This window comes from Bacteroides sp. ET489 (genome assembly GCF_030518095.1).
GTDB classification, from domain to species: Bacteria; Bacteroidota; Bacteroidia; order Bacteroidales; family Bacteroidaceae; genus Bacteroides; species Bacteroides ndongoniae.
Genome location: NZ_JAULLJ010000010.1, coordinates 18,449 through 34,179, shown reverse-complemented (window position 1 = coordinate 34,179; position 15,731 = coordinate 18,449). Strand labels below are relative to the sequence as shown.

Annotated in this window: 11 protein-coding genes and 1 pseudogene; 5 read left to right on the top strand and 7 right to left on the bottom strand. The window is 46.6% G+C overall.

The features are described from left to right. Positions 1 to 137: 137 nt before the first annotated feature. From Q3C19_RS07750 to Q3C19_RS07725, 6 genes are all read right to left on the bottom strand, one after another. Complete coding sequence (locus Q3C19_RS07750; RefSeq protein ID WP_302728375.1) at positions 138 to 1,355, bottom strand: DUF5906 domain-containing protein; 1,218 nt, start codon at positions 1,353 to 1,355, stop codon at positions 138 to 140. After that, positions 1,348 to 1,653, bottom strand: coding sequence for an AlpA family transcriptional regulator (locus Q3C19_RS07745; protein WP_071149319.1), 306 nt, complete (start codon positions 1,651 to 1,653; stop codon positions 1,348 to 1,350). The genes Q3C19_RS07750 and Q3C19_RS07745 overlap by 8 nt, the downstream gene beginning before the upstream one ends. Positions 1,654 to 1,794: 141 nt before the next feature. Beyond that, entirely contained in the window at positions 1,795 to 2,910 is a 1,116-nt protein-coding gene (locus Q3C19_RS07740; protein WP_302728373.1) for a DUF6043 family protein, read from the bottom strand. Positions 2,911 to 2,972: 62 nt separating this feature from the next. Then, on the bottom strand, positions 2,973 to 3,197 hold the full coding sequence (locus Q3C19_RS07735) for a hypothetical protein (protein WP_302728371.1): 225 nt from the start codon (positions 3,195 to 3,197) through the stop codon (positions 2,973 to 2,975). A 33-nt stretch (positions 3,198 to 3,230) separates the two neighbouring features. Next, the gene (locus Q3C19_RS07730) at positions 3,231 to 4,523 is read right to left on the bottom strand and encodes an ATP-binding protein (protein ID WP_007747646.1); all 1,293 of its coding nucleotides are present in this window, start codon (positions 4,521 to 4,523) and stop codon (positions 3,231 to 3,233) included. A gap of 175 nt (positions 4,524 to 4,698) precedes the next feature. Next, entirely contained in the window at positions 4,699 to 6,198 is a 1,500-nt protein-coding gene (locus Q3C19_RS07725; protein WP_302728367.1) for a site-specific integrase, read from the bottom strand. A 662-nt stretch (positions 6,199 to 6,860) separates the two neighbouring features. On the opposite strand from Q3C19_RS07725, the gene Q3C19_RS07720 reads away from it, so the two are divergent. Both Q3C19_RS07720 and Q3C19_RS07715 read left to right on the top strand, forming a co-directional pair. Beyond that, the gene (locus tag Q3C19_RS07720; RefSeq protein ID WP_083380871.1) at positions 6,861 to 7,580 is read left to right on the top strand and encodes a M15 family metallopeptidase; all 720 of its coding nucleotides are present in this window, start codon (positions 6,861 to 6,863) and stop codon (positions 7,578 to 7,580) included. Between the two features lie 42 nt (positions 7,581 to 7,622). Next, positions 7,623 to 8,825, top strand: coding sequence for a class I SAM-dependent methyltransferase (locus tag Q3C19_RS07715; protein WP_302728365.1), 1,203 nt, complete (start codon positions 7,623 to 7,625; stop codon positions 8,823 to 8,825). Between the two features lie 40 nt (positions 8,826 to 8,865). Here Q3C19_RS07715 and Q3C19_RS07710 read toward each other — a convergent pair. Beyond that, positions 8,866 to 10,681 (bottom strand): annotated as a pseudogene (locus Q3C19_RS07710) (mechanosensitive ion channel family protein). 196 nt (positions 10,682 to 10,877) lie between these two features. On the opposite strand from Q3C19_RS07710, the gene Q3C19_RS07705 reads away from it, so the two are divergent. The 3 genes from Q3C19_RS07705 (at position 10,878) to Q3C19_RS07695 (ending at position 15,699) form a co-directional block, all read left to right on the top strand. Continuing rightward, complete coding sequence (locus Q3C19_RS07705; RefSeq protein WP_302728363.1) at positions 10,878 to 11,879, top strand: calcium/sodium antiporter; 1,002 nt, start codon at positions 10,878 to 10,880, stop codon at positions 11,877 to 11,879. A gap of 91 nt (positions 11,880 to 11,970) precedes the next feature. Beyond that, positions 11,971 to 13,107 (top strand): hypothetical protein, encoded by a 1,137-nt coding sequence (locus tag Q3C19_RS07700; protein WP_022162756.1) that lies wholly within the window; start codon positions 11,971 to 11,973, stop codon positions 13,105 to 13,107. A gap of 678 nt (positions 13,108 to 13,785) precedes the next feature. Then, positions 13,786 to 15,699, top strand: coding sequence for a DNA topoisomerase IV subunit B (locus Q3C19_RS07695; RefSeq protein WP_302728361.1), 1,914 nt, complete (start codon positions 13,786 to 13,788; stop codon positions 15,697 to 15,699). The last annotated feature ends 32 nt before the right edge of the window (positions 15,700 to 15,731 follow it).

Below are 15,731 nucleotides of genomic sequence, written 5' to 3'. Positions count from 1 at the left end.
AAAAATCGCATCCAACGGTTTAGGATTCTACTTTTCTTTTTTGGCCAGCAATTCTGTTGAAAACTGTTGAGACTATTGTTGAATCATATAAGCCTTGCTCATACGTTTCTCCCTATATTTCATCAAATTCAACAAACTCAACGATAGTCTTTCAGAATTTCTCGGGTGACGGTGTAAAAGCGACCGACTTTCTTGGGTGATGCTGAATACTTCTGTCCCGGCAACACGGATATTTGGTAAGTGGAATAAGACAGCGCATTGGGAGCAGGCTCCAGTTTCCAACACTGTTGCAGGACATTCCTCACTTGGTGGCGTTCCACTCTTACCATAGAATAGTTGAACAACGCCAATAGGTCGTTGATGCAGAAATCCACCACATCCACCTGCATGCAGTCCATGATGTCGAGCAGCAGTTCAGCCATGTCAAGTTCTATGCGGCTCCGATTGCTGCGGATGATTTTCTCCAATGCTTCCGTGCGTATGAGTGACGGCGAAAACCACATTCGACTTTCTTCTTTGGTTGTCAAGTCACGATGCAACAGATAGTGCAAAAATGCTGGGATTTCGTCTTTCAATTTCTGTAGAAACGAAGTATCATCCTTCTCCAATCGGTTAACCTTCCTTACCCAATAACGTGTTTCCTCCGGCTCAATGTAAACGGGGAAATTCTCGTTATTGGAACACAGCACAAACTTAGCGAAGAACTGCACTTCATAGCGGTCTTTTCCTTTGGATTCCATTTTATAGGAATGGGCTGTGCTAAGATTCTTCAACCGTTCGCTATCCTCACGGCGGTTGAGCAGCACTTCATCCACAACTATCATCTGTTTGCCTGCCCAATCGGCATTGAATTGACTGCGGAAATCCTCATTCGTATTGAAAGTAACATTATCCTGAAACAATGCTTTCAAGAAGTTCAAGAATGTACTCTTGCCTGTATTCCGTTCTTCCGAAACCAACAGAAGTATCGGCAATTTCTGTGTCGGTTTCAGATATAACAGTTGAAGGTAATCCATTCCCAACTCATACTGCTCACCGAAAATGTGTTCCACCAACGAGCGGATATGCTTGAAATCGCCCTCCACAGGAATATGGGTTATCGGCTCGTAAAGATTGTAGAAACCTGCAACTTCTTTTTGATAGTTAATATGACTCGGTACTGTACAAAAGCCATTATACTTTGTGATGGGAGGAATATTGTTCTTTCCATAGTCCTGCCGGATAGTGCCAAAGCTCCATTGAATCCGGCGGGTGATAGTTGTACCATCGACCAAAGGTTGCTGCACTACCTTATATATTGTAGTACCTACTCGAATATATAATTCTTCCATATTGTATCTCTTGGGATTATACATTCAATTCATTACAGCCAGAACCCTGAACTTTCGATTTCACAAGTGAAGTAATCTCTCTTTTTGAGTAAAGATTACGTCCACCTAACTTGTGAACGATGATTGTACCCTCTTTCTGCATACGCCATAAAGTGGTGTAGGTGATGTGAAGCCGTTCACATACTTGGTCGCGCGTATAGTATTCGTCACTCTCTTCTGATGTCAAATCGGGCTGGGATTTCTTTCCTACCAACTCTTCCACTAATTCGGAAACAACCTGCTTGAGGTCATCCTTCTGTAACATGATAAAATTTCCTTGCATAATATGTTGTTTAGATGATTATGCCGCGAAATTATTATAGAACACAAAGAAAGCACCTCGGTAAAAATCGCGTCGATTTCTGCCGAGGTGCTTTTAACGGGATAGCGTTTCTTTTTAACTAACCAAGCGTTTATGATAGAATTAATATATATTGGGAGAAAGCAAAGTACGCAGTCTTATCTCCATCAACTTCGCTTGTTCCCTTCCTGTTTGAATAGTTTTTTCTGATAAACTCAAATTATAGCCATAGTCACCATGTTCATTGATAATGGCACAATAAAGGGCTTCTGCCCAATCAAAACCAGATTTGAATCCAAGGGATGGGAACCTCTCCAAAATGGCAGTATGAAAAGTTCGGTAATTGTAAGAGTCATTAAGCAAACCGCCATTAGTCAACGCAGCAAAAATATAGGCAAGAACGGAGTCTGTAGCATTCGTTTCCATCCATTCGGTGAGTATTGTTTCTATCCCATTGGTAAGAAGTTCCGCATAAGGTTGTATAAGCATTTCTTCAAGCAGGACACAGACTTGCTTGCGTCCACGGCGACCTTTAGATGCCTGTAAGGTGGAACTGACCACCTCTTTTGCCGCACCATTTTTACCCATAGCTTTCCATGCCCCTTTGGTATAAGCTGCTTTGTCAAAACTGGTAAGCATTAAAGAGCGTATAAATTGCCCACCAAAACCTTTCTGCCAGACAGACGAGTTTTCTCCCATCATTGTTTTGGAGAGTAAATCTCCCATCTTCACAAAACCATCGTCAAATATCATCCAGTAGAACGCACTACACATGAAAGGATTGTTATGCAGGAGTTTTTGTTTCGTTGCCTCTTGATTAAATGTAGAAGCAAACAAGGCTGTCAGTTTCTCATGGACTTGCTGGTAATTGCTTCCAAATTGAGCTCTATTGTAGCTTTCAGTCCCAGGACAAAGGCTTTCAAGTAATTCTGTAATGCCCTTAATTCCATTAAGAGACAGCATCTCTGCCAAGTAAGACATGCCTTTAAGAATGAAAGTCATATCACCTTCGTATGCTTTGGCAAAAAGATTTGCAAATTCTTGATAGTCTCCGGGGTGTTCATAGTGCCAGCGACGCAGGCTGAGCAAATTCAAATCCTTGTTAACTGCTTCTTGAGTTTCACGTTTCTTATCTTCCAAATAGGCATGAATGCCTTCTTTAATGTATTTTGCATCCTCTGATTGCTCAAATTTGGTCATGGCATATTCTATTTCCTTAAGCCCATTGTCCAGTTCCAAATAGCAATACAAGCAGCAGGCTGACACATTCCCATCTTTTATGGCATTAGAGAATTTGTCAATCATCTCATCGTAGCAACACCTTCTTCTGTGGTCATTACCTCCAAGATTATGTTTTGTAACGTAATTGCCTCATCGTCTATCTGTTTACTGTGGTTATCGCACAACAGATTCTTTAAGATTGATTGAATCTTGCTCTTAAAATTTGTATAGATTTCTTGATTCGCTTCAAGCCATTCCTGCATTTTTGCTTGAAGATGAAACTTATCAGGGGAAAGTTCCTTCATATTATTGTCCATATAAACAGCTCCGCTAAATGGTTAATCTTTGAGACATGCCAAAGGAATCACTTTAACCCCATCGGGACGAGAATATGCCATTGTTCCACCTGTCATCACAATAAGTAAATCTGGCTCCCGAATAGGTACCTGCTTCTCCGTCTTGTTGTGTTCCTGTATAAGCCTTTTGAGTTCGAGTAAGTGTTTAGCTCCTTCATCAATTTCGCTACTACCAAGTTTGCACTCAATGAGAGCATAACGTCCATCTTCCAAATGCAGCACTATGTCCGCTTCCAAGTCGTATCGGTCATGGTAGTAAGATACATGACTATTTAAATCAATGGTGTACGCCTTTAGGTCACGAATACACATCTGCTCAAAGATAAATCCAAACGTCCTAAGTTGCATACTTAATGATTCGGGAGATAGTCCCAAAAGGGCAATCGGTATAGAAGGGTCACAGAAGCATCGTTTTACACTGCTTCTGATAGCGGTCTTACTTCTTATGGCAGGACACCATGCACTTATGTTCTGGATAACAAATAGTTTTTCTAAAGCCGAAACATAATCATCAAATGTATCTACGTGACAACTTACTTCGCCAGACGAGGTTACATCATCTAAAAGAGATTTTTTCTTGACCAATGTCGAAACATTCCTGGCATAAGCCCGAAGTATCATGCTGGTCAGTTTGGCATCTCTTTTCTTTCCATCAATACCGGAAACGTCGTCAGAACAAATGGTTTGAACATAGTTCTTTGCCACAAGTAATTGAGCTTTTGGAGTACGAGCCAACAAAGAAGCCGGCCATCCACCTCGGGATGCGGCAAAGATTAGGTCTTCGACGGTCATCTTAGACATTTTACCGTCAATATCATAATCAGGATTGTTGAAAAGTTCTTTCAATGAAACTTCGCCCGTAGATTCTTGCGACTCCCACAAGCTCATAGGCAACATACGCAGCCGGGCAATACGACCAGCTCCGGAATGATGTATTTGAGATTTGTCAACAGCATTGGAACCAGTGAGTATAAATTGTCCGGGAATTTGGCGGTCATCAACAGTTGTTCGTACCGCATCCCACAACATTGGAGCATCTTGCCACTCATCAATAAGACGAGGTGTATCTCCTTTTAACAGAATGGACGGCTTAGTTTTAGCTGTGGCTAAATACTCCTCACGCATACTTGGGTCTTGCATTCTCAAGATGCTATTGGCAAGTTGAGATGCCGTAGTGGTTTTACCGCACCATTTGGGACCTTCTATCAATACTGCCCCAAATGCATCCAGTAAATCTTGCAGCAGGGCATCGGCTGTTCTTTTATAATAATTCATATAATATATTTTTCAATGGCAAAGATACACATTTTCTGCGAATTGTATTGCCAATTCGTGTTTTTTGTGGTAATTAAATCCACTTTTTTGCGGTATTTCATTCGGTATTTTTGCTGTGTTTTGTTCCGTGTTTTTGTGGTATTTCACTTGGTGCTCTTGCGGTAAACAGCTATAATTAGTCAGATAGATTAGCTATCAGTTCCATCCTCTCCTCTTCGCTTAAGCCCTTCAGCATCTCCAACAAAGCTTTCTTATCTACAACTGGGGCAGTTTCTTTAGGCTTCTCATTAAGCAAATAATAATTGTACTCCAACATCTTCGCAAGAGGATAGGTGCCTATATAGTTGGAAGTGATGTCACTGCCACCACTATGCCCCATGCTGTCACTTATATATTTATAAGGTACGACACCTAAATTATTGAGATTGGTAGCAAAGCTATGTCTTGCCCATGTTGGTGATGGTGTTTGTTCCAATCCTATAAGTTTAGCGACTTTTGCCATGTGCTCACGTATATATCTGTTATAACGTTGGATAACCCATATCTCCTGTTCAGGGGTAATAAGTTCGCTCATTATGGGAAATACCCTTCGCCCAAGTTTTGGAGCATTACCATATCGGTTGAGTATCTCTTGTATCTCAGGTGTAACAGGAAATATTACCTCACTGGCACTCTCGTTTCGTTCCCGGGTCTTATGACGAAGAAAACGCAACTGTTTGCCATGAGTGGCATAGTATAGTTCATCATAAGTCAGACGGAGTGTATCAGCAAGATTTTGTCCATCGCCTAAATACATAAAGAGGAATAATCCAAGGTCGCGAAATATAGCATGTTTTTCTCGCCCAAGAAACAACTCGTTCCTATCCTTGTCTTTTGCCTCACCTGCTTTCCAGAAGTCATAGAGTTTACGCATGGTAGCTACATCAAGAAACTCATGCTTGCGGCTTTGGGATTTATTGTAACCTGTGTCCTTGAACATTTCCTTGGTATCACCCTTCATCAAACCATTTGAGATACACATATTGATGATTGTTCTGAGGCTACGAAGTGCGATGGCAATGGTCGTTGTACTCAGTCCGTTCTTTTTCATGATTTTTACCCACTTCATGATAAACTCCTTGTTAATATCAGCAAATGATACATCCGTACCCAAGTCTTTCACAAAGCGGTTACGAACATCTTTGCTACAACGGGCTGAACCAGCCTTGCCCTCATTGGTCTTAGATTGAATGTATGAATCCCACACTGTAATAATGGTGCTGTCATCATCTTTTCTACCCTGAAATCTGTCTTGCAGCTTGCGAAGAGAGAAGTTGTTTTCTGCGATAAGTTGATTGGCGATAAGTTCCACCCTATCCATTAGATTTTTCATGTCGTTTCTCTCTGTCAGTTGAACACGACGGCCACTTTTCTCGTATTCGCACAAGGTCAACCATTCTTCCATAGTGTATGTTTTGCCCAAACGAAGAAAGACCTTCTGTCCAGCATGACATATACGCACGGCAACAGGAAGCGGTTGCGAGTAATCTCCTGCTTTTCGTATATCAAGAGTCAATGAACCATATACGTTGCCATTTGCAGCCGTGAATTTGGCGAGGCACTTTTCTCCCCTTGAAGTGGTTTTGGCTTCCATTTTTGCCGTTTTAGTGACCTTATTCGTCTCCTTCTTCTCCATAATATGTTTATTTACAAGTGATATTCCGCTCTCTTTGGTGACCTTCAGGTGACCTTTTCGCACGAAAACTACTGCAAATATACGTATTTTCCTGCAAACCACAAAATGTATTAAGTGCTGACAATCAGTATATTTACATAATATGTAATTTCATGAAATACCCTACAAAAAGACTCATAATCTGGAGGTCCCTGGTTCAAGCCCAGGCTGGTCCACGAAGAAAATCAGGCAGTTACGAATCTCGTAACTGCTTTTTTTATGTCCGTGCGTAAACAATGCGTAAACACAGTATCTCTGTTCCAACCGCCTTAACCTAACCAGTCTGTGAAGATAAGAATGCAATCGATTACTCTGTCTATAAATTTATCTATTTTTCGCTTCACACCCTTCCAATAAATTTTTTTCATCATACAACATCCATTTTCCCATTAATCGGCAGCCCAAGTTACGAAAATTTATTGTATGACGGACAACTTTCGTCAGAAAACGTCAGCTTCCGTTAGCGGAGCACTGGCACTCCTTTTTCTTTCCCCCTCCACCCATTTGCAGGTACGTAAATAAGTTCCTATCTTTGTTGCATGAAAAAAGCATGCGATTCTTTGGGTCGGGCCTGTTTTGACAGGTTTTACTTGCAGATTCTGCTCGTACTACTCTTTCTGCCCATGCTGTACGCCTGCAAGACAGACGCGAAACAGACTGCGAATGCGGAAATAGATACGACCGGAAAGACAGAGGAAACAATCGTGGCAGATACAGCAGTCCCCCATCCTGCCAAAAGCCAGACGGCGCTTTACCTCGACTCGCTCGGATTGGTCTGCATCAGCGAAGCAGACAGCAGCATTGCAGTAGACCTGATGTACACCCGTGCCGACAACTTTACTGGCAAAATACTTTACGAAGATTTGCACGAAGCCTACCTGCACCCCGACGCCATGACGAGCCTGCAGAAAGCACAACAACAGCTGAAGGCAGAACACCCGTCGTACAGCCTCATCGTCTACGACGCTGCCCGCCCGATGTCCGTCCAGCAAACCATGTGGAACGCAGTGAAGGGTACCCCCAAATACATCTACGTCTCCAACCCCGCCCACGGCGGAGGACTGCACAACTACGGTCTGGCCGTAGACGTCAGCATCGTAGACGGACAGGGAAAGCCTCTGCCCATGGGTACTCCCATAGACTACCTGGGCAAGGAAGCTCACATCACAGCCGAAGAACAGCTTGTAGCACAAGGCAAACTGACCGAAGCCGAACGGCAGAACCGCCTGTTGCTACGCCGTGTGATGAAGAACGCCGGCTTCCGCCCCCTGCCAACCGAATGGTGGCACTTCAACCGATACAGCCGGCAGACAGCCAGACAACGATTCCCGATTATTCCCTGACCGCCGGCCTCCTGAACATTTCCTTTTAATAGAAAAAGCCTTATGACACTGACCGAAGAAACCCTCCGATTCGTAGCCGAACACCGGCACGACGATGTACGCACACTGGCACTGCAAGCAGCCCGCTATCCGCATGTAGATATGCCTGTAGCACTGACGCAGATAGCCGGCCGGCAGGCTGCTGAAGAAAAGATACCCACTTGGGCTGCGACAAACGGCATCCTCTATCCGCCACACCTCTCCATGGAGCAATGTTCGTCGGAGGTGACGGCCCGCTACAAGACCACCATCGTCGAAGCTTTCGGAGGCAGAAACGAACAGTTTGCCGACCTGACAGGCGGATTCGGCATCGACTGTTCTTTCCTGTCCGCACTCTTCAGCCATGCCACTTATGTAGAACGGCAAGAAGTGTTGTGCGAAGCGGCCCGCCACAACTTTCCGCTGTTGGGACTGGAGCACATCAACGTGTGCCATGCCGACGGCACCGACTACCTGCGGGACATGACCGGTACCGACTGGCTCTTTCTTGATCCTGCCCGCCGCGACGGACACGGCGGAAAAACCGTTGCCATAGCCGACTGCGAACCCGACGTCGCCGCCCTCGAACCGCTGTTGCTCGAAAAAGCCGGACACGTATTGATAAAGCTATCACCCATGCTCGACCTGACCCAGGCCCTGCATACCCTGCGGCACGTCAGCGAAGCACACATCGTCTCCGTAGGAAACGAATGCAAGGAGTTGCTGCTGATACTGACACGCGGCGACATGACCGAACCCGACCGCGTCCCCATCCGCTGCATCAACCTGCCCACGGACCAGGCTGCTTTCAGCTTTACACGTCAGGAAGAACAGGACACTGCGTGCCCGTATGCCCCAACACTTCGCACATACCTGTACGAGCCCAATGCCTCCCTGCTTAAAGCCGGAGCTTTCCGCAGCCTGGCCAACGCATACAAAGCAGAAAAACTGCATCCCAACAGCCACCTCTACACCTCGGACATGCCGCTGCCCGACTTCCCCGGCCGTATGTTCCGCATAGACGGCTGGTGCGGCTTCGGCAAAAAAGAAGTAAAAAGTCTGCTGGGCGAAAACCGAAAAGCCAATATCACTGTCCGCAACTTTCCCGCCACCGTGGCCGAACTGCGCAAACGGCTGAAACTGGCCGAAGGAGGCAACATCTATCTATTTGCAACAACACTGGCCGAAGGACAAAAAGTGCTGGTCAGATGCAGCAAACCCGACTAAACACAGCACGTCTGTCTATCGCGTGACCGAAGGCACACACTTACTTTGCTGCACCTTCCTCTGCCTCATCCGTTGTTTCGTGAGGAATAGTCGAAGCATTTCCATCGCGCACGGCCATGTAATGGGGCGACATGATTTCGACACCGGCTTCGTTGAAGCGGTCCTGAATATTCTGATGCAAATCCGAATAAATCTGTGCCAGACGGTCGGCATCCTTGATGTAGGCATTGACCTGATATACCGGATACCAGTCGCTTAACGAAGTAGAAAGGACAAAAGGACGGGGATCGTCTACCACGCCGGGGGTATTGAGCGCTGCCTCTATCAGCAATTTATTGACCTGCCGCCAAGGGACATCGTATCCGATACTGACTTCGGAGTGGATAATCAATCCGTAATCGCGCGCCGACTGACTGAAATTCACCGTATGCGAAGACATGATAAACGAGTTGGGAATAGTCACGACTTCGTTTTTAGGCGTACGTATACGGGTTACGAGTGGAGTTTTCTCGACCACGTTACCCGTCGTATCGTTCAGCTTGATACGGTCGCCCAGTTTAAAAGGACGCATGTAGGTGATGACCAAACCGGCAATAATATTCCCGATAACGGTGCTCGACCCCAGCGAAATAATCAGACCCACAAATACCGATATCCCCTGAAATACTCCCGAATTGGATCCAGGCAGATACGGATAAATCATCGCAATCATAAAGGCATAGAGCAGAAAACGGATAATGTGATAGGTAGGCATGGCCCAGTCGGGATAGAATCCGTTCAATTTAAGGCGCTCTTCCTGCACCTCATTCGCCAGATAACGAAACATCCGCACCAGATACTTGATAGCAATACAGATGACAAGAATGGTGAACAGATTGGGGATATAGGCCAACACACCATAAAGGATGCTTTTCACAGGATTCCAAATATAGGAAAACAACTGATAGGCCAGATCTTTGGTCTGCGGAAAGATGGAGAACAGCAGAGGCACTGTAAGCAACAGCTGCAACAGCATAATGACATACCGGAACAGATTGGCCAGCCATACCAGTACAATCACTTGCCTGCGTGTGTCCAACAACTCAAAGTCCTGAATGGAAAATGCCTTCAGGCGCGTATGCTTCAGCCGGACAATGCGTGCCTTCAGCTTGCGGAACAGCCAGTTGGTAAGTTTGAACAACAGGAACTGTCCTACAATCACCAGCAGGAAATATGCAATACGTTTGCACAATTGCCAAAAGCCGTGCTCGGCTTTCATCACCTTCAGCTTTTCTACAATCACCTGACGCCTGATCTCGGCCAAACGGTCGCGCGAACAACTTTCCCACAAACCGTCCTGGTCGGTAAACGAAACAAGTACCTTGTCGCCATACATCAAGTCGGTAACAATATCGGTACTTTCGATGTAGACCGAATCAGGATGCAGATTGAAGCGCTTGCCCAACGCCGTGATGTCGCGTGACACATTTTCGGCCCGCTGCTGCGGAGAAAGGCCTCCACGCTTGGCATAAAGGTAGAACAGAGTATCTTCGTCCACTACTACAGGAACGCCCCAAGGTAACCTGCCTCAGCGAATCGATGCGCTGTTTTTGTGACGCCAGTTTTACCGAATCGGCAGCATAAGCAGCCAGCTTCATCTGCTCAATCTCCATACGCAGATTGGCTTCATTCAGTTTGGCTGTTGCCAGTTCTTTCCGGACAGCGGCAAGATGCAGTGAATCACTATCAGCCTTTATCTCGGAAGCCTGCAAACTGTCGGCATGGAAAATATCAAGAACCTTTTCTACCACCTGAGCCGGCAGAGCGACCGGAACCCACAACAACAGACTAAAAATAAGAAACAGGTTTTTCTTCATACTCATAAACATTCTATTTTGTTCCAAAATCAAAGCAAGGGAGCAAACATACGTAATGTTTCCGATATTTCCACATTCCGCTCCTTACAAAGGCGAAAAAAAGTGTTTGTCACGTCCCGCTTTTGCCCATTATCCGTGAAATGTATATCTTTGCCGCACAATAAATAATAACCAATAACATCATTATTCCCTGTATATGGATATTCTTTTGCTCATCGGAGGCTTGCTCCTCATCCTGCTGGGTGCCAACGGACTGACCGACGGCGCCTCTTCCGTAGCCAAACGCTTCAACATCCCCAACATCGTTATCGGACTAACCATCGTAGCTTTCGGTACTTCGGCACCCGAACTGGCCGTCAGCGTATCGTCAGCCTTGAAAGGCAGTGCCGACATCGCCGTAGGAAACGTAGTAGGAAGTAACATCTTCAATGCCCTGATGATTGTAGGCTGCACAGCCATGTTTGCCCCCATCGTGGTGCAACGCAACACGTTGCTCAAAGAAATACCACTCTGCATACTGGCCTCACTTGCCCTGTTGATTATGGGCAACGACATGCTGCTCGACAAATCTGGCGAAAACGTAATCAGCATCACCGACGGCCTTATCCTGTTGTGCTTCATGGCCATCTTCCTGAGTTATACTTTTGCCATTGCAAGAAGTGGCCTCACCCCCTCTCCCGAAAAGAGTGGAGAAAGCGACGGTCCGGCTACTGCAGAAGAAGAAACGGAAATTAAAGAGATGCCTCTGTGGCGGTCTCTGATATACATCGTGGCTGGACTGGCAGGCCTCATCTACGGCGGACAGTTTTTTGTAGACGGTGCCAGCGGCATTGCACGCAGTCTGGGAGTCAGCGAATCGATCATCGGTCTGACGCTGGTGGCAGGAGGAACCTCACTGCCCGAACTGGCAACCAGCATTGTTGCCGCCTTGAAGAAAAATCCTGAAATAGCCATCGGCAACGTAGTAGGCAGTAACCTGTTCAACATCTTTTTCGTACTGGGTTGTTCGGCTTCTATCACCCCCTTGCACCTGGCAGGTATCAACAATACCGATCTGCTGGTACTCGTCGGCTCCAGCATTCTGCTATGGCTGTTCGGAGTCTTCTTCGGCAAGCGCATCATCACACGCGTCGAAGGTGCCATACTGATAGCATGCTATGTGGGATATACAGCCTGGCTGATCTACAATGCCGCCTAAAACTCATGACTGGGGCATCATTCTTCTTCCCACATAGTTCATTCTTCATGAAAAAAAAGTATCTTTGCGCCATCAAACTAACTCAACGACCATGGCTGTTACAATAAAAAAAGTTACCACAAAAAAAGAACTGAAGCGCTTTATCCGCTTCAACTACGAACTATACAAAAGCAACCCCTACTCCGTACCCGACCTTTACGACGATATGCTGAACACGTTCAACAAGAAAAAGAACGCAGCTTTCGAGTTTTGCGAGGCCGAATACTTTCTAGCATACAAAGACGGGAAACTAGTAGGTCGTGTGGCCGCCATCATCAACAATCGGGCCAACCAGACCTGGAACAAACGGGAAGTCCGTTTCGGATGGATCGACTTTACCGACGACGCCGAAGTGGCAGATGCCCTGATCAGCACTGTCGAACAATGGGGTAAGGAGCGTGGAATGACCCACATCACCGGTCCGTTGGGTTTCACCGACATGGATGCCGAAGGAATGCTTGTCGAAGGCTTCGACCAGCTGGGTACCATGGCTACCATCTACAACTATCCTTACTATCCGCAGCACATGGAACGGATGGGATTTGCGAAAGATGCTGACTGGGTAGAATATAAAATATTTATCCCCGACGCCATCCCCGACAAGCACAAACGCATCTCTGACCTGATACAGCGGAAGTACAATCTTAAAGTAAAAAAATATACATCGGGGAAAGAAATCGCCCGCGATTACGGACAGGCTATTTTCGAACTGGTAAACGAAGCCTATACACCACTTTACGGTTACTCGGCTCTGACGCAGAAACAAATAGACCAATACGTCAAGATGTACCTGCCCATTCTGGACTTGCGCATGGTGACACTCATCACCGATGCCGACGACCAGCTGATTGCCGTAGGCATCTCCATGCCGTCGCTGTCCGAAGCCCTGCAGAAGTCGCACGGACGTCTGTTACCTTTCGGATGGTTCTACCTGCTCAAAGCTCTGTTCTTCAAACGCCGCGCCAAGATGCTCGACCTGCTGCTCGTAGCCGTCAAACCCGAATATCAGAATAAGGGCGTCAATGCACTGCTGTTCTCCGACCTGATTCCCGTCTACCAGCAATTGGGTTTCGAATATGCCGAAAGTAATCCTGAACTGGAACTGAACGGAAAAGTACAGGCGCAGTGGGAATACTTCCGCACGGAGCAGCACAAGCGTCGCCGAGCATTCATCAAGGAAATCAAGTAATGCCTGAAGAGATTGTTTTTACCCCGTTTTTACTCGAAATCCGATGAAAAAACGATGATTTCTGACGAAAAACGGATGTTTTTTGATGGGAAACTGATGAATTCTGACGAAAAAACAACGAATTTTGGCGGAAAAACAGTAAAATTTCGCTCAAAATCGGGCAAAAAACGCTGAAAAAACAGCAAAAACCGATGAAAAATAGCTGAAAACAGGCATAAAAAACGCCTTAAAAATCGAACTAACAAACTGATAGCAAACAACTTATCATCCATTTACGCAAAGAAACGACAAAAAAACGTCTCTTTATATATATAAAAAGAAAGAAAGAAAAAAAGATATTGTTGTTGTTAGAGAAACGACAACCGACGACAACGTTCCACTTGAAACAATCGTCCGTATCAACGGAGGCTCATACTGAACAAATAAAGCCGCCGCATTTGCCAGACAGACGCGTGGCGTTTTCCTGGCAAATGCGGGGCAACAGCCCCACAAACCCCAGCGGTTTTGCCTGCAAAGTCCAGGGATATTGGACAAGAAAACGGCGAGATGACTGCATACAGAAGCCCTCTGCTCGGCTAAAAGCCCAAAAACTTCTCCCCTAAAAAGAATAAAAAATTTGTTCATGCCCCATAAAACCGTTATTTTTGCAAGATAAGACAGAAAGGGAATAGTCAGACCATGGAAGAAGAAAAAAAAGACGGCAACCTGCAATTTACAGAAGTACCGGTAGAATATACCGAAGACAACATACGCCACCTGGACGACATGGAGCACATCCGTGTCCGCTCGGGTATGTACATCGGCCGGTTGGGCGATGGTTCACAAAACGATGACGGTATCTACGTCCTGCTCAAGGAAGTTATGGACAACTCGATTGACGAGTTCAAAATGGGAGCCGGCAAAAAAATCGAAGTGAACATCGAAGACAACCTGCGTGTCAGTGTACGCGACTACGGCCGGGGCATCCCCCAAGGCAAGCTCATTGAGGCTGTCAGCAAACTGAATACAGGCGGAAAGTACGACTCAAAAGCGTTCAAGAAAAGCGTCGGACTGAACGGTGTAGGTATCAAAGCCGTCAACGCACTGAGCAGCCATTTCGAAGTCCGCAGCTACCGCGACGGTAAAGTACGCACTGCCATCTTCGAACGGGGTGTACTGCAAAACGACACTACCGAAGACACACAGGAAGAAACCGGTACCTACATCTTCTTCGAGCCGGACAACACCCTGTTTCTCAACTACAGTTTCCAGAACGAGTTTGTAGAAACACTGCTGCGTAACTACACTTACCTAAACACAGGTCTGACCTTCATCTACAACGGCCAGCGCATTGTCTCGCGTCACGGCCTGGAAGACTTGCTGAAAGATAATATGACCAGCGAGGGCCTTTACGACATTGTCCACCTGAAGGGCGAGGACATCGAAATAGCCTTCACCCATACCAACCAGTACGGCGAGGAATATTATTCCTTCGTCAACGGCCAGCATACCACCCAAGGCGGTACACACCAGACAGCTCTGAAAGAGCATCTGGCACGTACCATCAAGGAATTCTACAACAAAAACATGGACTATGCCGACATCCGCAACGGACTGGTAGCCGCCATTGCACTCGATGTAGAAGAGCCCATGTTCGAAAGTCAGACCAAGACCAAGCTGGGCTCGAACAACATGTGGCCCGCCGTGCCGCAGGAAGACAAGCCGGCAGGTCCCACGGTGAACAAGTACGTGGGCGACTTCATCAAGACCGAAGTGGACAACTACCTGCACAAGAATCCGCTGATGGCCGAAGTCATGCTGCAGAAGATACAAGACTCCGAAAAAGAGCGCAAAGCCATTGCCGGCGTCACTAAGCTGGCCCGTGAGCGTGCCAAGAAAGCCAACCTGCACAACCGCAAGTTGCGCGACTGCCGCTACCACCTGAACGACGGTAAAGGCAAGGAGCAGGAAGCCGAATCGTGTATCTTCATCACCGAGGGCGACTCGGCCAGCGGCTCCATCACCAAAAGCCGCGACGTGAATACCCAAGCCGTATTCTCGCTACGCGGAAAACCGCTGAACTCCTACGGACTGACCAAGAAGGTAGTCTACGAGAACGAAGAGTTCAACCTGTTGCAAGCCGCCCTCAACATCGAAGACGGCCTTGACGGACTTCGTTACAACAAGGTCATCGTAGCCACCGATGCCGATGTGGACGGCATGCACATCCGTCTGCTCATCATCACCTTCTTCCTGCAGTTCTTCCCCGACCTCATCAAGAAAGGCCACGTGTACATCTTGCAGACCCCCCTCTTCCGTGTACGCAACAAAAAGAAAACCAACTACTGCTATACCGAAGACGAACGGCTGAAGTCCATCGAAGAACTGGGACCGAACCCCGAAATCACCCGATTCAAAGGTTTGGGCGAAATCTCGCCCGACGAGTTCCGCCACTTCATTGGCAAAGACATGCGGCTGGAACAGGTGAACCTTCGCAAAAACGACCTTGTAAAAGAACTGCTCGAATTCTACATGGGCAAAAACACCATGGAACGGCAGAACTTTATTATAGATAATCTGGTTATCGAAGAAGACATGGTAAATGAAGAATGAAGAACGAAGAATGAAGAATTTTGGCTATGTGA

Bases quoted from the DNA above. Each gene is read 5' to 3' on its own strand.
- Q3C19_RS07735 (WP_302728371.1), bottom strand. From the start codon at position 3,197: ATGAAGGAACTTTCCCCTGATAAGTTTCATCTTCAAGCAAAAATGCAG.
- Q3C19_RS07725 (WP_302728367.1), bottom strand. From the start codon at position 6,198: ATGGAGAAGAAGGAGACGAATAAGGTCACTAAAACGGCAAAAATGGAA.
- Q3C19_RS07720 (WP_083380871.1), top strand. From the start codon at position 6,861: ATGCTGTACGCCTGCAAGACAGACGCGAAACAGACTGCGAATGCGGAA.
- Q3C19_RS07750 (WP_302728375.1), bottom strand. From the start codon at position 1,355: ATGTATAATCCCAAGAGATACAATATGGAAGAATTATATATTCGAGTA.
- Q3C19_RS07730 (WP_007747646.1), bottom strand. From the start codon at position 4,523: ATGAATTATTATAAAAGAACAGCCGATGCCCTGCTGCAAGATTTACTG.
- Q3C19_RS07715 (WP_302728365.1), top strand. From the start codon at position 7,623: ATGACACTGACCGAAGAAACCCTCCGATTCGTAGCCGAACACCGGCAC.
- Q3C19_RS07695 (WP_302728361.1), top strand. From the start codon at position 13,786: ATGGAAGAAGAAAAAAAAGACGGCAACCTGCAATTTACAGAAGTACCG.
- Q3C19_RS07705 (WP_302728363.1), top strand. From the start codon at position 10,878: ATGGATATTCTTTTGCTCATCGGAGGCTTGCTCCTCATCCTGCTGGGT.
- Q3C19_RS07700 (WP_022162756.1), top strand. From the start codon at position 11,971: ATGGCTGTTACAATAAAAAAAGTTACCACAAAAAAAGAACTGAAGCGC.
- Q3C19_RS07745 (WP_071149319.1), bottom strand. From the start codon at position 1,653: ATGCAAGGAAATTTTATCATGTTACAGAAGGATGACCTCAAGCAGGTT.